Below are 20,390 nucleotides of genomic sequence, written 5' to 3'. Positions count from 1 at the left end.
CAAATTGGACAATTGGCGTCGGTTCGGTTGGGAGACCGCCGCCCCCTGACTAACCTGCGGGTATGGCCCTCGGATCTGCTTCCACCAGGACTGATCGCGCACGCACCGTGCGCGACATGCTCGCCACCGGCAAGGCGACGTACTCGTTCGAGTTCTCCGCGCCGAAAACCCCCAAGGGCGAGCGGAACCTGTGGAACGCGCTGCGTCGCGTCGAGGCCGTCGCCCCCGACTTCGTCTCCGTCACCTACGGTGCCGGTGGCTCCACCCGCGCGGGCACGGTCAAGGAGACCGAGCAGATCGTCGCCGACACGACGCTCACCCCGGTCGCCCACCTCACCGCGGTCAACCACTCCATCGCCGAACTGCGCAACATCATCGGCCAGTACGCCGACGCCGGCATCCGGAACATGCTCGCGGTCCGCGGCGACCCGCCCGGCGACCCGATGGGCGACTGGGTCCCGCACCCCCGGGGCCTGACCTACGCCGCCGAACTCGTCCGTCTCATCAAGGAGTCCGGCGACTTCTGTGTCGGCGTCGCCGCCTTCCCCGAGATGCACCCCCGCTCCGCGGACTGGGACGTGGACGTCGCGCACTTCGTCGACAAGTGCCGGGCCGGCGCGGACTACGCGATCACCCAGATGTTCTTCCAGCCCGAGTCGTATCTGCGCCTGCGTGACCGGGTGGTGGCGGCCGGCTGTACGACACCGGTCATCCCGGAGGTCATGCCGGTGACGAGTGTGAAGATGCTGGAACGACTTCCGAAGCTCAGCAACGCTTCGTTCCCGGACGTCCTGAAAGAGCGGATCCTCACAGCCAAAGACGATCCGGCGGCTGTACGCTCCATTGGCATCGAGTTCGCGACGGAGTTCTGCGCGAGACTGCTGGACGAGGGAGTCCCCGGACTTCACTTCATCACGCTCAACAACTCGACGGCGACGCTGGAAATCTACGAGAATCTGGGCCTGCACCACCCGCAGCAGGCCTAGACCGGTCGCACCCACGTACGACACACTGCGTAGCGGCCACTGGGAGAGGGGCGTACATGGGCTGGACGGTCCTCTATATCGCGTTCGGCATCGTCGCGCTGTGGCTGCTCGGCGAGGTCCTGCTGCAGTACAAGGCGCGGTTGCGCTGGCGCTTGCTCGCGTTCGTGGGCTTCCTCGGTGTCGTCTTCGGCGTGCTGATTCCCTCCGTGATCGTCATCGGGCTCGGCGCGGCGGCCTTCGCGGTCGGCCAGACGTACGTCACCCTGTCGTTCCGCCGCGGTTTCGCGGAGGGCTGGGCCGTGGGCAACCGGCAGGGCGCCGACAGCGGCGCCGGCAAGGGCTTCGGCAAGAGCAAGCGACGCCGCGGTGAGGAGCACCAGGACCCGGCGCTGGAGGTCTCCGACCTCGAAACGGACGAGGGAGCCGAGGCCAGGGCCGAAGGAACGGCCCGAGGCGCGGCGTATCCCCAGGGCGACGACTTCACCCGCGAGGACGACGTGTTCTCGCCCGCGCACTCCGACCGGTTCATGCCGCCCGGCTCCGGCGACCTGACGGCCGCCGAGGCCACCGCCGTGTACGAGCCCCAGCCCCTGCCCGACGACACCGGCTCCTACGGCGTCTACAGCGACACCGCCTACGCGGCCGCCACCGACCAGTCCTACGCCACCGCGGCCCAGCCCCAGGACCAGCAGGCCTACGCGTACGACGGTTACTCGACCGGGTACGACCAGCAGCAGTACGGCTACGACAACGGCCAGCAGCAGTACGCCGCCTACTCCGACCCGTACAACGGCACGCAGACCTACAGCGGCGCCTCGTACGACACGACCTACGGCGGCGGCGAACAGCAGTACACGCAGCAGCAGGCCTACGGCCAGGACCAGTACGCCACCGGCGGCTACGGCGGCGAGACCCCGGCCGGCGGTGTCTGGGTCCCGCAGCAGCGCAGCACCGACGACCCCTACGGCGGCGAACTCCCGCCGGAGCAGCCCTATCCGTACCAGGGCAACGGCAACGGCAACGCCAACGGCGCCGGGTACGACGAGCAGTACCGGTACTGAGGGCCGCCCTCCCCGGGCGGCCTTCGGCGCGCCGGTGCGCTCACTGAGAGCCCCGGAACTGCGGTCCCTCCACGATCAGCCCGGACACCAGGGCGCCCGACATGCCCGCGTGCGGGAGGCCACCGCCCGGATGGGCCCAGCCGCCGACCACGAACAGCCCCGGCACGCGGGTGGTGTTCGACGCGTGCAGCAACCGACCGTCCGCCGCGGCGAGCGCCGGGGCGGGGACGGCGCCGCCGTCCGCACCCGTCTCCTCGGCGAAGTCGGCCGGAGTGCGGACCTCGTGCCACAGCAGACGGTCGCGCAGGCCCGGTATCGCGCGCTCGGCGATATCGAGCACCCCCTCCACGTCCGCCTCGGACACCGACAGGCCCGACGGCACCGTGACGCTCAGCGTGACCGCCTCGTGCCCCGCGTCCGGCGCGAGGGCGGGGTCGTCAGGGCGCGTCACCGTCACGGTGGGCGAGGAAGGGAACCCCGGACGCTCACCGAAGAGCCGGTCCAACTCCTCGGCCCGGTCCGCCGCGTGCACCACCGTGCGGTGTGCCACCCCCTCGGGACGCCCTCCGCGCAGCGCCAGTAGCACGGTCAGCCGACTCGGCGCCCCGCGCTGCGGCGCGACCTCGTCACCGCCCCGCAGCGCCGCCCCGGGGACCAGGGCGTCGAGCGCTGCGGGCGCGACACCGGCGACCACGAAGTCGGCGTCCGCGACCTCGCCGTCGGCCAGCTCCACACCCGCCACCCGGCCGTCCTTCTCGACGATCCGCGCGACCGGCGACCCGAAGCGGAACTCCACCCTGCGGGCCACGCACCGCTCGTACACCGCGCGCGCCAACTCCCGTATGCCGCCGCGCACATACCAGGTGCCGAAGGCGTGCTCCATGTACGGCAGCACGGCGGCGCTCGCCGGGGTGATACGCGGATCGAGCCCGTGGGCGAGGGCGTGACTCTCCAGCAGGGCCGTGAGGCGCGGGTCGCGCAACTCCCAGGCGCCGACCTCGGCGAGGGTCGTGGCGCGGCGGGTGCGCAGCAGCTTCTTGTGCGGCACCGAGGGGTAGGGCTCGCGCTCGGCGAGCACCGGCCAGTTCGGCCACAGCGGCTCCTCCAGGAGCGGCCTGCGGGTGCGGTCCCAGGCCTCGCGCGCCCGCACCAGGAAGTCGCCCCACCGTGCGCCCGCGCCCGCCCCGAGGGCCTCGTCGAGGGCGGTGACGGCGCCCGCGCGCGAGGCGTTCGGCAGACCGACCTTCGTGCCGTCGGCGAAGACATGGCGCGAGGACGGGTCCACCTGGACCAGCTCGACGCACGCCTCCAGCGGCTCCTTGCCCGTCTTGACGAACAGATCGCGGTAGACCGCGGGCAGCGGGAGCAGTCCCGGGCCCGTGTCGAACATGAAGCCGTCGCGCTCGAAGCGGCGCACCGCGCCGCCGTACGTCGCCGTGCGCTCGTACACCACCACCCGGTGGCCCGCGACGGCCAGCCGGGCGGCGGCCGCCATCGCGCCCATCCCGGCGCCGATCACCGCAATCCGTCCCATGCCGGCGACTTTATCGGCCGCCACTGACAACCCGGCCCGCGGTGCTCAGTCGGGTGGCTGTCCCACCCGCTCGGCCAGGCGTCTCTCCTCCCGGCGCTGGGCCCTGCGGCGCAGGAACCGGCGGATCCGTGAGATCAGGAAGAAGAGCGCCAGCAGCCCTGCGAGTAGCAGCACGCCCGCGATGATCGCCGCGGCCTCCGGGTGGAACATCGCGAAGGTCAGGATCCCGGCGACCCCGAGATCCTCGGCGGTGCTCATGATGAGGTTGCTGAACGGCTCCGGCGAGGTGTTGATCGCCATTCGTGTCCCGGCCTTGACCGTGTGGCTCGCCAATGCCGTCGAACCGCCGATCGCACCCGCCGCCAGATCGGAGAGCGAACCGCTCTGCCCGGCGAGCAGGGCCCCGACCCACGCCCCCGCCGCTGGGCGGATCACGGTGTGCACCGAGTCCCACACCGAGTCCACGTACGGGATCTTGTCGGCGACCGCCTCGCACAGGAAGAGAACGCCCGCTGTGATCAGGATCTCAGGGCGCTGAAGGGACTCGGGGACGTCGTCGCTCAGGCCGGTCGCTCCGAAGATGCCGAGGAGCAGCACCACCGCGTACGCGTTGATGCCACTGGCCCAGCCGCTGGTGAAGACCAGGGGGAGTACGGACACGGACGCGATCGTAACCAGTCGACGACGGTCCGTCCTGGGCATGAGTGCGTACGGCTGAGTATCCGTACCTAGTGCGTGAGATGAGTACGCGCGCGGATGGGGCCCGACCTGCGCGAAAGAGAGAGTGGAGGCACGGAAAGGGGCGCGGCTCCGGCACCGCCGACACGGGGCGGCGGAACGGTCCTCGCGCCCTTGGCCGCTCCTTCCGCCGACTCCGTCGGCGGGAGTGAGGCACGGGGGAACCCGGGGGACGACCGAACGGGGGCCCAACGGGGGAGTACGGGGGAGCACGGGGGAGCACGGCGAAGCGCCGGTTCGAGGTGGCCCGTGAAGGATGCGGCCACCTCGGACCGGCGCTTGGCCGTGCTCCGCTTCCGTACCGAGCCCTGTCAGCTCACCGGTTGCCGCTCACGCGCCCCTGGAGCAGCCGCGACAGCGCCGCGTGGACGTCGTCCAGGGAACGCTCCGGCTGGAAGGCCTGCCAGTCCAGGGCGGCCACCAGGACCATCCCGACCAGCGCGGCGGCCGTCAGCGGAATGTCGATCTCGTCGCTGAGCTCGCCGTTCGCCACCCCTTCGCGCAGCACGCGCTCGACGACCGCGACCGCCTCCTGCCGGACCACCATGAGCGTGGACTGCCAGGCCCGGTTGGTGCGCCACAGCTCGGCCACGTAGAGCTGGGTGAAGGCCGGGTAGCGGTTGATGAAGGCGAGCCCGGCCCTGATCATCGCGTCCAGTGCGTCGACCTTGGTGCCGCCGTCCCGCTCGGTGCGCTCGGCGGCCTCCCGCAGGGAGGCGGTGAGGAGTCCCACGCCGTGCCGCAGCAACTCCTCGAAGAGGACGGACTTGCTCGCGAAGTTGTAGTAGACGGTGCCTTTCGCGACCCCGGCCCGCTCGGCGATCTCGTCCACGGTGGTGGCGGAGAACCCCTGTTCCGCGATGAGGGTGACCGCCGCCTCGTAGAGCTTCTGCCGGGTCGCCTCGCGACGGCCGCCGCCTGCCGTGGTGCTGCTGCTTTCCATGGCCCTGATTGTCACAGGCTCAGCTCGGGGTGCAGACGGTCGAGGGTCCACACCTGCTTGCGGTGTGCCGACAGGGCGGTGAGCGCGAGCGCGCCCGCGGTGAACGCCGTCAGGACGGCGCACGCCTCCCAGACCGGTCCGAGACCGCCGCCCGTGATGAGCCTGCGGAGGGCCTCGACGACGTAACTCATCGGCAAGAAGGGGTGGATCGCGTTGAAGAAGCCCGGACTGGTCTGGACGGGGTACGTGCCGCCCGCCGAGGTCAGCTGGAGCATCAGGAGGGCGAGTACGAGGATCCGGCCCGCCGCTCCGAAGCGTGCGTTCAGCCACTGCACGAGCGCCGCGAAGCACGCCGTCACCAGGCACAGGAAGCCGACGGTCCCGGCCGCCCGCACCATCTCCAGGCCGATCGCCCAGTGCAGCACGGACATCAGGGCCACCGTCTGGAGCACGCCCAGGGCGGCCACCGGCAGCCAGCCCGCCAGCGCGATGCGCCACGCCGAGGCACCCACCGCGAGCGCGCGCCGGTTCAGCGGCTGGATCAGCATGTACGCCACCATCGCGCCCACCCACAGGGACAGCGGGATGAAGTACGGGGCGAAGCCGGTGCCGTAGTTGGGCGCCTTGTGCAGGTCCTTGGAGGCGAGCTTCACCGGGTCTGCCATGACCTGGGTGCGCAGGTCGCGGTCCTGCCGGTCGTAGTCGGGGATCTGCCCGGCGCCGTCGTGCAGTCCGCCGGCGAGCTGCCCCGAGCCGCCGACGAGCTTGTACATGCCCTCGTCGAGGGTACTCGCGCCCGTCTTCAGCTTGCCGACACCCGTGTCGAGGTCCGCCGCGCCTGTCTTGGCCGTTCCGAGCCCCGTGCGCAGCTTCTTGGCCCCCGCGGCGACCTTTTCGGCGCCCTCGTTCAGCTTGTTGACCTTGGAGACTGCGTCCGCGAGGTCTTCGGAGAGGTGCGGCGAGCGATCGGCGAGGGCCTGGGCCTGCTTCTGGAGGGTGCCCAGGTTCTTGTCGAGCCGGTCGAGATCGCCGTTCTGGTCGCCGATGAGCGTGTTCACGTCGTCGGCGACCTCGGCCACGTCCGCGGCCGCCTGCTGGGCCTTCTTCAGGTCGGGGCACGCGGCGTCGGGCAACGGCAGGGTCTCGCAGCGTGCCCTGTAGACGGCGCTCAGCGCGTCGGACGCCGTATGGGCGCCCTTGGCGGCGGCCGGGGCCCTCTTCACCAGCGTGTCGAGGTTGTGGCGGATCCCCGCGGCGGAGTCGGCGACGAGCCGGGCCGTGTCGCCGATGGACTTCTCGTTGTCCTTCAGAAAGGGGCCCACCTTGTCCGCGGCCCCGTTGACCTTGTCGGCCAGCGCCCCCGTGCCATCGGCGACCTGCCGCGAGCCGTCCGCCAGGTCGCCGGCGCCCTTGTCGAGCTTTCGCAGGCCCCCGGAGAGCTTGCCACTGCCCTCCTTGGCGTCCTTCAGGCCGTCGGCGAGGTCCTCGGAGCCCTTCCGGGCCCTGCCGATCCCACCGCTGAGTCTGTCGGCCCCCTTGGCGGCCTTCTCGGTCGCCCCGTGGATGTCCGAGAACGAGATGAAGATCTTGTCGAGGAACGACCGGGAGGCCTTCGTGGACGCCGCCGTGCGCACCTCGCCGAACACCGTCCGTGAGATCTGCCCGACGATGTAGTTGTTCGCGTCGTTCGTACGCACCTGGAGGGCGCCCGTCTCCGGCGCCTGTCCGGAGCTGGAGGCGATCCTCCTGCTGAAGTCGGACGGCATGGTCAGCGACAGGTAGTACGTGCCGTCCTCGACGCCCCGGCGGGCCTCGGCCGCGCTCACCTCGTGCCACTCGAAGGTGTCGCTGTCGCGCAGCCCCTTGGTGATGTCCTCGCCCGCCGAGAGCTTCTTGCCCGCGACGCTCGCCCCCTTGTCGTCGTTCACGAGCGCCACGGGGATGCGGTCCAGCCGGCCGTACGGGTCCCAGAACGACCACAGGTAGAGGGCGCCGTACAGCAGCGGCAGCAACAGGAGCGCGGCCAGCGCGGCGCGCGGGAGTTTGCCCCGGCCGAAGCGCCTGAGCTCAAGAACGGCCAGTCTCGGCGAGCGCATCGGCCGTCTCCTTGTCGTCGGTCTCGCTGGTGTGGTCGGTCGGGCGGGTGGACACGAGGACGGCCCCCTCGGGAGCCTCGCTGCACACCGCCACGACCGTGGTGCCCGACTGGGCGATCGACTTCAACAGGGCCCAGGTCTCGGCCCGTTCGGCATCCGACAACTTGAGGTCGGTGTCGTCGACGCCGAGCAGCCCCGGGCGGCCGACGAGGGCCAACGCGACGGACAGCCGCAGGGCTTCGAGCCGCTCCAGGTCACGCACGGCGGTCCGGGAGCCCTTGGGCAGGGCCCCCCGGTCCAGCCCGGCGGCGGCCAGCGCGGAGTCGATCCGCAGCTTCCCCTCGGCCGCCCGCCCGGCTCGCGGACGCAGCGGCCCGCGCAGGGAGCCCTTCAGGGAACCCCCGAACCGCCGCTGCAGCAGCGCCCGTTCGAGCAGGTGCTCCCCGACGGTCAGGGCGGGGTCCAGGTCGGTGACCCCCGGGACATGGGCGAGCGCGCTCGCGCGACGCACCGCGGCCATCTGTCGCGGCAGCGTCGCCCCGCCCACGGTGGCCGTCCCCTCGGTGGACCGCATCCGGCCCGTGAGCGCGAGCAGCAGGCACGTACGGCCCGAGCCGGACGGCCCCTCGACCGCGATCAGCGAGCCGGGCTGCGCATCGACACCGACCCCGCGGAACGCCCAGCCGCGAGGGCCCTGGAGTCCGAAGTCCCTGGCCGTGACACCGAGTCCGCGCGGACCGTCCACAGCGTCCCCATCCCCTGAACATTTTTGAACTGACTGGTCAGTGCAAAAACTAACCCGAACTCTCGATCGAAGCAAAGGCCCAGGTCAGAACGGATTGTCAGTGCCATACCTCACGATGGGCACATACGGCCACAGTGCCGTCACACAGACGACAGGAGGTTCGTCATGGCCACCTCTTCCGCAGCCGCCGCCCACCGGCGCCGCGCCACCGGCCCTGCCCCCTCACTGACCGGCCCGGCGAGCGACGTACACCCCGTGCTCCGCCGGGCCACGGCCCCGCCCGCCGCCCTCGACCTGCTCGCCCAGGCCCGCGCCGGCCTCGACGAGGCGACCGCCCTGGAAACACCCAATGAGCGCTACGCGACGGCGCACTTGGCGGCCCTGCGCACCGCCGCCGCCGTGCTCGCCGCACGGGGCCGCCCGGAGCCTTCACCCCGACGCCGCGCCCGCATCCGGAGCGCCTGGGAAGTGCTCCCCGAGATCGCCCCCGAACTCACCGAGTGGAGCGCCCTGTTCGCCTCCGGAGCCGACCGGCGCGCCCGCGCCGAGGCGGGCATCCGGGGCGCGGCCGGCACCCGCGACGCCGACGACCTGATACGGGACGTGGCGATGTTCCTGCGCATCGTCGAGCGGATGCTGGTGCTGCAACCCGTACTGCCCCAGCCTCGTCGCAACGGCGAGGAGGGGGACGGAGACAGGGAGGACAGGGGGGACAGGGAGGTCCCGGACGCGGGCTGACCCCGTGATCCGCCCGGTGATCCGATGCGTGATCCGACGCGTGATCCGCCGAGTGAGACGGAGGATCGGGTACGACGGCGGAGGCAATAGGGTGGAGGCGCCTGAAGCCTCCTGCCGGGAGGCCCCCCGATCGCTCCGCCGCGCAAGAGGCGGTGCCGCTCCGAGGAGTCAACTGCCGTGCCGGACCCGACGCGCCCCCGCGCTTCTCTCCGTACCGCCGTGGTGTGGGAGGTCCTCAAGGACGCTCTCGACCGCCGGGTCAAGGCCACGGGGCGGGAGTTCCTGGATGTCCTCGACACCGGAGGCGGCAGTGGCAACTTCGCGGTGCCCGTGGCCCGCCTCGGCCACCGTGTCACCGTCGTCGACCCCAGCCCGAACGCGCTGTTCGCGCTGGAGCGTCGGGCCGCCGAGGCCGGGGTCGCCGACCGCGTCAAGGGTGTCCAGGGCGACGCCCACGGTCTCTTCGACGTCGTCGAGCGAGGCGGCTACGACGTCGTGCTGTGCCACGGGGTCCTGGAGTACGTGGACGACCCCGCCGACGGTGTGCGCAACGTGGTGGACGCGCTGCGTCCCGAGGGCGTTCTCAGCCTCCTCGCGGCGGGCCTGGGCGGCGCCGTGCTCGCCCGCGCCCTCGCCGGGCACTTCAAGGAGGCCAAGCAGGCGCTCGACGACCCGGACGGACGCTGGGGCGAGGGTGATCCCGTACCCCACCGCTTCACCGCCGACCAGCTCACCGCGCTCGTCGAGGGCGCGGGTCTGCGCGTCGGCGCCGTGCACGGCGTACGGGTCTTCGCGGACCTGGTCCCCGGCGTCCTCGTGGACACCGAGCCGGGGGCCGTGGAAGCCCTTCTGAAGCTCGAGGCGGCGGCCGCTGAACTCCCCGCGTTCCACTCCGTGGCCACTCAGCTTCATGTGCTCGGTGAGGCGCAGGGGGCCGACGAGGGTTGAGCCGCCTCTCATGTTGCGCCCCTGATCAGGGGCGGGGCGGCAGATGGAGTACGCCACAGGCCACCCGATCGGGCACTCGGCGCCGTATGATCGAGGGAGACCGTCCGGCATGACGGGCCGGTTGCTGGGGAATGCACGCCTCAGTGAATCGGGGTGCCATGGCGGGTTCCGGTTGGCGAATTGGCGCAGAGGGGCGGGTTTCACGGGGGCGATTCCCTGCCTATCCTGAAGGGGACCCCCGGTCGCCCCGGCGACTGCACGATGAGGAGGACGCCGTGCCGCTCTCGGAGCACGAGCAGCGAATGCTCGAGCAGATGGAGCGAGCGCTGTACGCCGAAGATCCCAAGTTCGCGACAGCGCTTGAGGGAAGCGGGCTGCGTACGTACACCCGGCGACGGGTCTACCAGGCGGTCGCGGGCTTTCTGGTGGGTATCGCGCTCCTCATGGCCGGAATGGTCTCGAAGCAGATCTGGGTCAGCGTGGTGGGTTTTCTCGTCATGCTGGGCTGTGCGGTGCTCGCCGTCACCGGTTGGCGCAAGGCTCCCAAGCCGGGTGAACAGCCGGCCGGTCCCGGCGCACCCGCCGCGCGCCGCCACCAGGGCCGACAGCGCCGCTCCATGATGGACCGCATCGAACAACGCTGGCAGCGACGCCGGGACGAGCAGGGGCAGTAGCCCCGCGGGGTCAGTAGCCCTGCGGGCGCCCGCAGTCAGAAGACAACGCGTGAGGGGGTGTCCCACCCGGGCCGGGTGGGACACCCCCTCAGTCGTACCCGGGCCAGGCGTCCTGCCCGCGCCGACGTGAAGTGGCGGCCGTGAAGCCGACGTGAAGTGGCGGCCGTGAAGCCGACGTGAAGTGGCGGCCGTGACGCCGAAGTGAAGTGGCGGCCGTGGCGCCGGCGTGAATCGAACTCTCGCCCGTGGGGCGCCGGCCGGCACCGGCGGCCTCCGTCCCGGTCGCGCACCCAACCACATGTGGCCCGTGTCCCCGGCCGGGGACACGGGCCACATGGTTCAACGCGACGTCAGCTGTTCTGCCCCGAAGGACGTCGCAGCAGGGTCTCTCTGCGCGCCGCCAGCCGGGCCGACAGAGCCGTCCAGTAGGCCGACGCCGCCCAGGCCACCCGGACGGCTGAGCGGGGCGCGAGCAGGGCACGCAGGCGGGCGGTGCGGCTCGCCCGGGCGCCGAGGGCGTCCGTGACACGACGGGCGTCTTCCGCGAGCCCCGCCGTCAGCCGCGGGTGCGGGGCGTACAGCACCTGCTCCACCGCCGCGGCCATCCGGTGCACCGCCTCCGACGCCTCGGCTTCGAGGAGCCCGAGCCGCACGATCCGCGCCGCGGCCTTCCGTGGTGTCTGGGAGTCGTCCGGCACGATTCCGTAGTCCCACGCCGTATCGGTCACCTCCAGCCACGTCGCCAGCGTGTACGCGGGTGCGTCCGCCTCACTGCGGCCGTGCGCACCCAGCCGCACGGACCGGAGCCGCATCCGCCACAGCATCGGCAGCATCGGCACGATCAGCAGCAGGAGCCCGGCCAATGTGTACCCCAGGATCTGGAACCACGGAGTGCCGTCGTCCTTCGAGCCCACCGCGGCCGGCGCGGACTGGCTCGGGCACGCCTCCAGCTTCTTCTGCTCGGCCGGGCAGTCGCCGCTGGCCGACGGGGCGGTGGAGGGCGCCGCGGAGGACGACGTGGACGGCTTCGGCACCGTCGACGAGTCCGATCCGGGCGTGTTCGTCTGGGTGTACTCCGGCACCGAGCCCCGGTTCGGGGTCGGCTCGAAGCGGGTCCAGCCCACGCCTTCGAAGTACAGCTCGGGCCAGGCGTGCGCGTCCCGCAGTCCCACCGACATCGAACCGTCGGCCTGCGGGGAGCCGGGCGTGAATCCCACCGCGACCCGGGCCGGAATCCCCAGCGTGCGGGCCATCGAGGCCATCGCGAAGGAGAAGTGGACGCAGAATCCCTGCTTGTCCTTCAGGAAGCGCGCGATCGCGGCCGAGCCGCTGCCCACCTGCACCTGGGTGTTGTAGGTGAATCCGCCGTTCACCGCGAAGTAGTCCTGGAGTTTGACCGCCTGCTCGTAGTGGTTCGTCGAGCCCGCGGTGACCTTGCGCGCGGTGGCGGCCACCACCGCGGGCAGCGACGACGGCACCTTGGTGAACTCGCGCTTCAGGGCCTTCGACGGCTCCGGCGCGTTCGCCAACTGCTCCGCGGTCGGCTGCACGATCAGGCTGGTCACCTCGTACTGCACGCCGCGCGTGTTCTGACCGTGGTCACCGACGAGCGTGCGGCCGACCGGCTCGTACCGCCAACTGCCGCTGATGTTCACCTTGCTGACCGGGTACGGCATGGGCAGCCAGTCCTGCGCGTACCAGTCGGCCGCCGAGATGCGGGTCTGGATCTCGCTGCGCTGGACGTCGGCCCCGAGGCCGATCGGCGTCGGGAACGTGTCCGGCACGTCCTGGATGTGTCGCTGGGCCGGCTTCCACGCCGTGCCGTCGAAGTCGTCCAGGGACACGATCCGCAGATACATGTCCTGCGTGTCCTCGGAGTTGGTGCGGTAGGACATGACCTGGCGGTCCTCGTCCACGTTCAGGCTGTCGCGGAGCGAGACCAGCGGGTTCACCGCGGAGATCGTGCCGCCCCCGGAACCCGAGCCGACGCCCGCCCCCGCGCCGCCCAGCAGACCGCCGCCGAGGGCGGGCAGGCCGAGCGGCACCGCCAGGGCGATGCCCAGCGCGACCGCGCCGATGCGCCGTCCCGTGCGGACCGGTGCGACCGTGCCCGAGGAGGCGTCCAGCCCCTGTGAGCGGGGCGCGCCGCCGAAGACCCGGCCCCACTGGGAGAGCCGGTCGCGGCCCTCCGCCAGGAGCAGCATCAGATAGCCCGCGGCCGCCAGCAGGAACCACAGCCAGGCCCAGCCGCCGCCCGACAGGCCGGCGGCGACCGAGTACAGCGCGAGCAGGGGGAGTCCGGCGGGGGCCGCGCTGCGGAACGTCACCGCGAGCGTGTCCACCGCGAGACCGATCACCAGGACACCGCCGACCAGCATCAGGCGGATGCCGTCGGACAGCGGCGCCGGAATCGCGTACCGCCCGACGTCGTCCGTGCCCGCCTGGAGCAGATCGCCGAGATGCCGGAACGCCTCCGGTCCCGGGACGAAGCCGAGGAGGGCCTGCTGCTGGGCGAAGACCAGCGTCAGCAGCATCAGCGTCACCAGCGCCTGCGCCGCCACCGTCAGCGGCCGGGCCAGCGGAACCCGCCGGGTCAGCGCGCCCACACCGGACTGCAGCGCCAGCAGGAACGCCGCCTGGAAGATCCACGTCGCCGGCTTGACCAGCGGCAGCAGCGCGCACGCCGCCATCAGTGTGGCCGCCGCCGAATACAGCGTCAGCCGAGCCCGCCCGCTCATGATCTTCCACCCCCAGCCGTACTCCCCGTCGAGGCGGCACCCATGCGCTGCTGGTCCGCCTGCCGCCACAGATCTGCGAGTTCCGCCCCCCGTGGCACCGTCACGGCGGTCCAGCCCGCCTCGCGCAGCATGCGCAGTCGATCCTCGCTTCTGTCCAACGGGCCGGGGACATCGGTCGGTTCCCGCACCCAGGTCTCGCTGTCCAGCAGGAAGGCGACGGCCCCGCCGCTGCGCTGGCGCATCTTGGCGAGCACCGTCGCCTGCTCCTCGTCGAGGTCACCGAGAAAGGCGATCAGCAGCCCTTCGTTGCCCCCGCGCAGGACGTCGTAGGCCCGGGAGAGCCCGGCGCCGTCCGAGTGGTCGATGACCGCGAGCGTGTCCATCATCAGTCCGGCCGCGTCCGCCGACTCCTGGCTCGCGCCCGCGAAGCCGTCGGCGCCCTCGCCGGGCACCGAGTTGCCGTCGTCCGTCAGCAGCCGCACCGAGAAGCCCCGCTCGAGCATGTGCACCAGCGTCGACGCCGTCCCCGACACCGCCCACTCGAAGGCGGAGTCCGGGCCGGCGCCTTCGTAGGCGATGCCCCGGGTGTCGAGCAGCACCGTGCAGCGGGAGCGCTGCGGCTGTTCCTCGCGACGGACCATCAGTTCGCCGTAGCGCGCGGTCAGGCGCCAGTGCACCCGGCGCAGGTCGTCGCCGTAGCGGTAGCCGCGCGGGATGATGTCGTCCTCGCCCGCCAGTGCCAGCGAGCGCTGCCGCCCGTCGCCGTACCCCTTCGCCTCACCGCTCAGCCGCACCGGCGGCAGCGGTTCGACGCGCGGGATGACCGTCAGGGTGTCGTACGTCGAGAAGGAGCGGGTCAGCTCGCACATCCCGAACGGGTCCGTCAGACGCAGTTGCAGCGGACCCAGCGGATAGCGGCCGCGCAGGTCGGAGCGGACCCGGTAGGACACCTCGCGTCGGCCGCCCGCCTCCACACGGTCCAGGACGAACCGGGGCCGCGGGCCGAGCACGTACGGCACCCGGTCCTGGAGCATCAGCAGGCCGGTGGGCAGCCGCGAGACGTTGTCCATCCGAAGATGGACGCGGGCCTCGGAACCGGCGGGCACCCGCCCGGGGGAGAGCCTGCGGCTGCCCGCGACCCGGTAGCGCGTGCGGTACAGCACGGTCGCGCAGACCAGCGGCAGGACCGCGAGAAGCAGGCCGACCCGGAGCAGATCGCTCTGCCCCAGGACGTACGCGCAGATCGCGGCCGCGATGCCGGCGGCCAGGAAGGAGCGTCCGCGGGTGGTGAGTCCGGTGAGCGCGGTGCGCAGCCCGCCCTTGTCCTCCTCGGCGTCGCCGGTCCCCCCGGGCGTCATCACAGCCTCCGGGGCGGCTGCTGGTCGTACGCGGGCGCGCCGCGGCCCATCGTGAAGCCCGGCTGCTGCTGGGGCGCCGCGGGAACGGCGGTGTGCTGAAGGATCTCCTGGACGACCTGCTCGGCCGTACGACGATTCAACTGCGCCTGGGCCGTGGGGAGCAGACGGTGGGCCAGGACCGCCACGGCGAGTGCCTGGATGTCGTCCGGCAGTGCGTAGTCCCGGCCGCTGAGCGCCGCGGAGGCCTTCGCCGCGCGCAGCAGATGCAGCGTGGCACGCGGTGAGGCGCCGAGTCTGAGGTCGGGGTGGGTGCGCGTGGCGGCGACCAGATCCACCGCGTACCGCCGGACCGTCTCCGCGACGTGGACCGTGCGGACCGCGTCGATCAGCTTCACGATCTCGTGCGCGTGCGCCACCGGCTGGAGGTCGTCCAGCGGGGAGACCCCGCCGTGGACGTCCAGCATCTGAAGCTCGGCTTCCGCACTGGGGTAGCCGATGGAGACGCGGGCCATGAAGCGGTCGCGCTGGGCCTCCGGCAGCGGGTAGGTGCCCTCCATCTCGACCGGGTTCTGCGTGGCCACCACCATGAAGGGGCTGGGCAGTTCGTAGGTCTGCCCGTCGATGGTGACCTGGCGCTCCTCCATCGACTCCAGGAGCGCGGACTGCGTCTTGGGGGAGGCGCGGTTGATCTCGTCGCCGATCACGATCTGCGCGAAGATCGCACCCGGTTTGAACTCGAAGTCCCGGCGCTGCTGGTCCCAGATGGACACACCCGTGATGTCCGAGGGCAGCAGGTCGGGCGTGAACTGAATACGCCGCACCGAGCAGTCGATGGACCGTGCCAGTGCCTTGGCGAGCATGGTCTTGCCGACGCCGGGGACATCCTCGATCAGAAGATGTCCCTCGGCGAGCAGCACGGTCAGCGAAAGCCGTACGACCTCAGGCTTGCCTTCGATCACTCCTTCCACCGAACTGCGGACACGCTCCACAGTGGCGGTCAGATCTGTAAGGCTCGCTCGATCGTCATAGGTCGTCACCCGGCCCTCCTCGGCCCGTTCTCGGGCCGACGCCCTGTGCGGACCGGCCCACCCCGAAACACGGACACCACGCGCGAGAGGTTCCGCGTGACGCCACAACCGCATTCTTGTTGCCGTTACCGGTTCGTGTCACTCGCCTGTGGATAACTGGCTGCGATATGTCAGGTCTTGCGACCCTTTGGGCGCCGGTGGGTCGGGGTTCTTTCGTGAAGTGAGGGTCCCACGAGGGCCCCAGGAAGTTTTACGAGGGGCCCGGTGCGAGTGTTCAGGCGGGGTCGATCTCGCGCAGCAGGCCCGTCGTCACGTCGAAGACGAAGCCGCGCACGTCGTCCGTGTGCAGGAGGAACGGTGAGGTGCGCACGCGCTGCATCGACTGCCGTACGTCCTGTTCGACGTCCCGGAAGGCTTCGACCGCCCAGGCGGGGCGCTGGCCGACCTCCATCTCCAGGTCGTGCCGGAAGTCCTCGGTGAGGGACTCCAGGCCGCAGCCGGTGTGGTGGATGAGCACGACACTGCGGGTGCCGAGCGCCCGCTGGCTGATGGTGAGGGAGCGGATCACGTCGTCGGTGACGACGCCGCCGGCGTTGCGGATGGTGTGACAGTCGCCCAGTTCCAGGCCGAGTGCGGCGTGCAGGTCGAGCCGGGCGTCCATGCACGCGACCACCGCGACGTGCAGCACGGGGCGGGCGTCCATCCCGGGATCGGTGAACGCGCCGGCGTACTGCTGGTTCGCCTCGACGAGACGGTCGGTCACGCCGCCGCCCGTTGTTATGGCGTCTTCGGGCTCTGTGGGTACGGATGCAGAAGTCGTCATAGCTATGACGTTACTGGTCACGTACGAAGTAGTCCTGCTGTGAGAGGGGACAAAGAACGTCATCGTGTCTTGTTGTGAGGTAACCCACATGGGTGTTTGGAGATCACCTGGATAGGTGATTTTTGCTGATTCATAGCTTCGATCGGGGGTTCATGGAGGAGCGGTCCGCGACGCGCATGCCGGTTGATTGACCGCGAGACACCGTGGACTAAAGTGACGCGAAGCGGGAGGCGCGTCTCTCCCTGCTGGACTGCTTTCCCCTGGAGACCCGGCGATTTTCCGGCGTCTCCCCCCGCGTGCGCGGCGCGTACGTACGGCTCGGCCTCCTCCCGCTCCCGGTCGGCTGACGCCACTCACCCGGCGCCAGCAGGCCTCCCCTTCTCGAGCGGGTGGGGACCCGGCGGTGCGTATGGCCGCGCCGGACCTGAGAGGGCCCCTTGAGCCAGAGTCGACACGTCCCGGTGATGCTCCAGCGGTGCCTGGACATGTTGGCCCCGGCCCTCACCGCGCCGGGCGCCGTGGTCGTCGACTGCACCCTGGGGCTCGGCGGCCACAGCGAGGCGCTGCTGACACAGTTCCCCGAGGCCCGTCTCGTCGCCCTCGACCGGGACAAGGAGGCGCTGCGCCTCTCCGGAGAGCGGCTCGCCCCCTTCGGCGACCGTGCCACCCTCGTGCACGCGGTCTACGACGAACTGCCCGAGGTGCTCGACCGCCTCGGCATCCCGCGTGTCCAGGGCGTCCTGTTCGACCTCGGTGTCTCCTCCATGCAACTCGACGAGGCCGACCGCGGCTTCGCCTACGCCCAGGACGCCCCGCTCGACATGCGGATGGACCAGACGACGGGCATCAGCGCGGCCGAGGTGCTCAACACCTACCCGGCGGGCGAACTGGTGCGGATCCTGCGCGCGTACGGCGAGGAGAAGCAGGCCAAGCGGATCGTCTCCGCCGTCGTGCGCGAACGCGAGAAGGAACCCTTCAGCAACAGCGCGCGGCTCGTCGAGCTGATCCGTGACTCCCTGCCGCAGGCCGCCAAGCGCACCGGCGGCAACCCCGCCAAGCGCACCTTCCAGGCGCTGCGCATCGAGGTCAACGGGGAGCTCAGCGTCCTGGAGCGGGCGATTCCCGCGGCCGTGAAGGCGCTCGCCGTCGGCGGCCGGATCGCCGTCCTGTCGTACCACTCGCTGGAGGACCGGCTGGTCAAGCAGGTGTTCGCGGCCGGCGCCGCCACCACCGCGCCGCCCGGTCTGCCGGTCGTGCCCGAGCGCTACCAGCCCCGGCTCAAGCTGCTCACCCGCGGTGCCGAACTTCCCACCGAGGAAGAGGTCGCCGAGAACCGGCGAGCGGCTCCCGCACGGCTGCGCGGGGCCCAGCGCATCCGCGAGGACGCCGAGTGAGGCACGAGGAGGGGGAGGTCGAGTGAGTAGGAAACCCGAACTCAAGGGGCGGGCCGCCCGGCTCGCCCGGCTCCTCCCCGCCGGCGGGGGCCAGGCCGCCCGCACGCCCTTCGTCCTGCTCGTCGTGCTCCTGCTCGGCGGCGGCCTGATCGGCCTCCTCGTGCTGAACTCCGCGCTGAGCGAGGGCTCGTTCCGCCTGGACGACCTGCAGCGGGACACCAAGAGCCTCACCGACGAGGAGCAGGCGCTGCAGCGGGACGTGGACACCTACTCCGCGCCCGACGCCCTCCAGCGCCGCGCCCACGAGCTGGGCATGGTGCCCGGCGGCGACCCGGCCTTCCTCAACCCGGACGGCAGCGTCAAGGGCGTCCCTGGAACGGCCGCCCGGCAGTCCTCCGCACGCACCCCGGTGGTCCGCCCGCCCGAGGTCCTCGCCCTCACACAGACCACGGCCCCGGCCACCAGCGCCCCGACGGCCGCCGTCTCCTCCGCCGGCGCCGCCCCGCATACCGCCATCCCGCATACCGCCACCCCGCATACCGCCACCCCGCATACCCTGACCCCGCGTACCCCCGCCCCCACCCCGTCCGCGCAGCCCTCCTCGACCCCCGGCAGGTGACGGAAGTGTCCGACAGGGAACCGCCGCGCCGCCGTGTGCCGGGCCCCGCCAGGCCCGTACGCCCCGGCGGCCAGCGGCGTCCGGGCCCCGGCGCCCGCCCCGCACGCCGCCCGGGCGCGCCCCGGCCCGGCGGCCCGCAGGTCCTGCGGCTGGGCAGCCCCCGGCCCCGGCTGCGCATGATCAGCCTCACCCTGACGCTGGTGATGATCGCCTTCGTCGTGCGCCTGCTCCAGGTGCAGGCCGTGGATGCCAACGCGTACGCCGCGAAGGCCGAGCAGAACCGGTACGTCGGCCGCACCCTGGCCGCCACCCGCGGCGGGATCACGGACCGCAACGGCGTGGAGCTCGCGACGAGCGTGGACGCGTACGACATCACGGCCGACCCCACGATGTTCACGCGGGAAGCGACGAAGGTGACGGACGCGCCTGAGCAGGCCGCGGCGCTGCTCGGGCCGATCCTCGGCCAGGACATGGACACCGTCGCCAAGAAGCTCCGTACGAAGAACACCCGCTACACCCTGCTCGCGCACCGCCAGACCCCCCAGGTCTGGAAGCAGATCAAGGACCTGAGGAACACGCTCGCTGTCAAGGCGGAGACCGACAAGAGCACCGTCAACTTCCTCGCGGGCGTCGTCGCGGTCCCGGCCAGCAAGCGCGTGTATCCGAACGGCGATCTCGCCGCCGGGATACTGGGCTGGGTCAACGCCGACGGCAAGGGCGGCGGCGGAGTCGAGCAGAAGCTGAACAAGGAACTCGCCGGCAAGGACGGCAAGATCCGCTACGCCCAGTCCGGCGGCCGTCAGGTGCCGACCGCGGGATCGACGGAGACACCCGCCGTGGCGGGCTCCGACGTCGAGCTGACCATCAACCGCGACATTCAGTGGGCCGCGCAGAACGCCATCACCGAGCAGGTGAAGGCGTCCAAGGCGGACCGCGGGTACGTGATCGTGCAGGACGCCCGCAGCGGCGAGATCCTCGCCATGGCGAACTCACCGGGCTTCGACCCCAACGACCTCACCCAGGCCAACGCGGCGGCCCTGGGCAACGCGGCCCTCCAGGACGCGTACGAACCCGGCTCCACCGCCAAGGTCATGTCGATGGCAGCCGTACTGGAGGAGAACGTCGCAACGCCCGAGACGCACGTGGTCGTGCCCAACCGGCTGCACCGCGGCGACCGCCTCTTCCAGGACGACATCGACCACGCGACCTGGAACCTGACGCTCAACGGCGTGCTCGCCAAGTCCAGCAACATCGGCACCATCCTGGCGACCGGCCAGCTCGGCAAGACGCAGAAGGACGCGAACCAGGTCCTCTATTCGTATCTGCGCAAGTTCGGCATCGGCAGCTACACCGGGCTCGGCTTCCCCGGCGAGACGAAGGGCATCCTCGCGCCCGCCGACAAGTGGTCGACCTCCCAGCAGTACACGATTCCTTTCGGCCAGGGCATGTCGATCAACGCGATGCAGGCGGCCTCCGTCTACTCGACGATCGCCAACGGCGGTGTACGCGTCGAGCCGACGCTGGTGCGCGGCACGAAGGGGGCCGACGGCCGGTTCACCCCGGCCGCCCAGCCGAAGAAGACGAGGGTCGTGAGCGAGAAGACGGCGAAGACCCTCGCCCAGATGCTGGAGTCCGTCGTGGACGACGAGCAGGGCACCGGCGCCAAGGCGCGCATCCCCGGCTACCGGGTCGCGGGCAAGACGGGTACGGCCAACCGCGTGGATCCGGCCACCGGCAAGTACCACGGCTACACCTCGTCGTTCGCCGGATTCGCCCCCGCCGACAAGCCCCGGATCACCGTCTACTGCGCGATCCAGAACGCCACCAAGGGCAGCTACTTCGGCGGCCAGATCTGCGGACCCATCTACAAGCAGGTCATGGAGTTCGCGCTCAAGACCCTCCAGGTCCCGCCCACCGGAGCGGGGGCCGCCAATCTGCCCGTGACCTTCACGCCGTGATCGATTCCG

The 20,390-nt window shown here is 71.3% G+C and carries 17 protein-coding genes; 8 read left to right on the top strand and 9 right to left on the bottom strand.

The annotated features are described in order from the left end of the window. Positions 1-62: 62 nt before the first annotated feature. The gene (gene metF, locus ACFZDJ_RS02060; RefSeq protein WP_101405626.1) at positions 63-986 is read left to right on the top strand and encodes a methylenetetrahydrofolate reductase [NAD(P)H]; all 924 of its coding nucleotides are present in this window, start codon (positions 63-65) and stop codon (positions 984-986) included. Positions 987-1,042: 56 nt separating this feature from the next. Beyond that, positions 1,043-2,047: a hypothetical protein gene (locus tag ACFZDJ_RS02055; protein WP_391055452.1), complete on the top strand. Its 1,005-nt coding sequence runs from the start codon at positions 1,043-1,045 to the stop codon at positions 2,045-2,047. Between the two features lie 40 nt (positions 2,048-2,087). Here the strand turns inward: ACFZDJ_RS02055 and ACFZDJ_RS02050 are convergent, their stop codons facing one another. The 5 genes from ACFZDJ_RS02050 to ACFZDJ_RS02030 form a co-directional block, all read right to left on the bottom strand. After that, a complete protein-coding gene (locus tag ACFZDJ_RS02050) occupies positions 2,088-3,581 on the bottom strand; it encodes an FAD-dependent oxidoreductase (protein WP_391055449.1) in 1,494 nt (497 codons plus the stop codon). 45 nt (positions 3,582-3,626) lie between these two features. Then, positions 3,627-4,241: a DUF4126 domain-containing protein gene (locus tag ACFZDJ_RS02045; protein ID WP_168508204.1), complete on the bottom strand. Its 615-nt coding sequence runs from the start codon at positions 4,239-4,241 to the stop codon at positions 3,627-3,629. Between the two features lie 394 nt (positions 4,242-4,635). Next, complete coding sequence (locus ACFZDJ_RS02040; protein WP_168508203.1) at positions 4,636-5,262, bottom strand: TetR/AcrR family transcriptional regulator; 627 nt, start codon at positions 5,260-5,262, stop codon at positions 4,636-4,638. Between the two features lie 11 nt (positions 5,263-5,273). Continuing rightward, the gene (locus ACFZDJ_RS02035) at positions 5,274-7,358 is read right to left on the bottom strand and encodes a YhgE/Pip family protein (RefSeq protein WP_391055446.1); all 2,085 of its coding nucleotides are present in this window, start codon (positions 7,356-7,358) and stop codon (positions 5,274-5,276) included. Beyond that, positions 7,330-8,103, bottom strand: a complete 774-nt coding sequence (locus tag ACFZDJ_RS02030; RefSeq protein WP_391055443.1) for an ATP-binding cassette domain-containing protein — start codon at positions 8,101-8,103, stop codon at positions 7,330-7,332. The genes ACFZDJ_RS02035 and ACFZDJ_RS02030 overlap by 29 nt, the downstream gene beginning before the upstream one ends. A gap of 165 nt (positions 8,104-8,268) precedes the next feature. Between ACFZDJ_RS02030 and ACFZDJ_RS02025 the strand changes: the two genes are divergently transcribed. The 3 genes from ACFZDJ_RS02025 to ACFZDJ_RS02015 all read left to right on the top strand — a co-directional run bounded on the left by ACFZDJ_RS02025 (position 8,269) and on the right by ACFZDJ_RS02015 (position 10,463). After that, positions 8,269-8,841 (top strand): SAV_6107 family HEPN domain-containing protein, encoded by a 573-nt coding sequence (locus ACFZDJ_RS02025; RefSeq protein WP_390928113.1) that lies wholly within the window; start codon positions 8,269-8,271, stop codon positions 8,839-8,841. A 177-nt stretch (positions 8,842-9,018) separates the two neighbouring features. Next, positions 9,019-9,789: a methyltransferase gene (locus tag ACFZDJ_RS02020; RefSeq protein ID WP_384905875.1), complete on the top strand. Its 771-nt coding sequence runs from the start codon at positions 9,019-9,021 to the stop codon at positions 9,787-9,789. A gap of 275 nt (positions 9,790-10,064) precedes the next feature. After that, positions 10,065-10,463, top strand: coding sequence for a DUF3040 domain-containing protein (locus ACFZDJ_RS02015; RefSeq protein WP_390928117.1), 399 nt, complete (start codon positions 10,065-10,067; stop codon positions 10,461-10,463). A gap of 350 nt (positions 10,464-10,813) precedes the next feature. Here ACFZDJ_RS02015 and ACFZDJ_RS02010 read toward each other — a convergent pair whose 3' ends face one another. The 4 genes from ACFZDJ_RS02010 to ACFZDJ_RS01995 all read right to left on the bottom strand — a co-directional run bounded on the left by ACFZDJ_RS02010 (position 10,814) and on the right by ACFZDJ_RS01995 (position 16,410). Next, positions 10,814-13,201, bottom strand: coding sequence for a transglutaminaseTgpA domain-containing protein (locus ACFZDJ_RS02010; RefSeq protein ID WP_391055440.1), 2,388 nt, complete (start codon positions 13,199-13,201; stop codon positions 10,814-10,816). After that, a complete protein-coding gene (locus ACFZDJ_RS02005) occupies positions 13,198-14,559 on the bottom strand; it encodes a DUF58 domain-containing protein (RefSeq protein WP_391055437.1) in 1,362 nt (453 codons plus the stop codon). Before ACFZDJ_RS02005 ends, ACFZDJ_RS02010 begins: the two co-directional genes overlap by 4 nt. Next, positions 14,559-15,596, bottom strand: a complete 1,038-nt coding sequence (locus ACFZDJ_RS02000) for an AAA family ATPase (protein WP_384905878.1) — start codon at positions 15,594-15,596, stop codon at positions 14,559-14,561. The genes ACFZDJ_RS02005 and ACFZDJ_RS02000 overlap by 1 nt, the downstream gene beginning before the upstream one ends. Positions 15,597-15,861: 265 nt before the next feature. Continuing rightward, positions 15,862-16,410, bottom strand: a complete 549-nt coding sequence (locus tag ACFZDJ_RS01995) for a carbonic anhydrase (RefSeq protein ID WP_101405638.1) — start codon at positions 16,408-16,410, stop codon at positions 15,862-15,864. Positions 16,411-16,847: 437 nt separating this feature from the next. Here ACFZDJ_RS01995 and rsmH point away from each other — a divergent pair, with 437 nt between their 5' ends. From rsmH to ACFZDJ_RS01980, 3 genes are read left to right on the top strand one after another with little or no spacing between them, the layout of a single operon-like run. Then, positions 16,848-17,804 (top strand): 16S rRNA (cytosine(1402)-N(4))-methyltransferase RsmH, encoded by a 957-nt coding sequence (gene rsmH, locus ACFZDJ_RS01990; protein ID WP_390928123.1) that lies wholly within the window; start codon positions 16,848-16,850, stop codon positions 17,802-17,804. Positions 17,805-17,826: 22 nt separating this feature from the next. Continuing rightward, positions 17,827-18,423, top strand: a complete 597-nt coding sequence (locus ACFZDJ_RS01985; protein ID WP_391055434.1) for a septum formation initiator family protein — start codon at positions 17,827-17,829, stop codon at positions 18,421-18,423. A gap of 5 nt (positions 18,424-18,428) precedes the next feature. Further along, entirely contained in the window at positions 18,429-20,381 is a 1,953-nt protein-coding gene (locus ACFZDJ_RS01980) for a penicillin-binding transpeptidase domain-containing protein (RefSeq protein WP_390928127.1), read from the top strand. Positions 20,382-20,390 lie beyond the last annotated feature (9 nt).

It is taken from the genome of Streptomyces sp. NPDC007896 (assembly GCF_042959425.1).
Taxonomy (GTDB): domain Bacteria; phylum Actinomycetota; class Actinomycetes; order Streptomycetales; family Streptomycetaceae; genus Streptomyces.
This window is presented reverse-complemented; position numbering and strand designations above follow the sequence as displayed.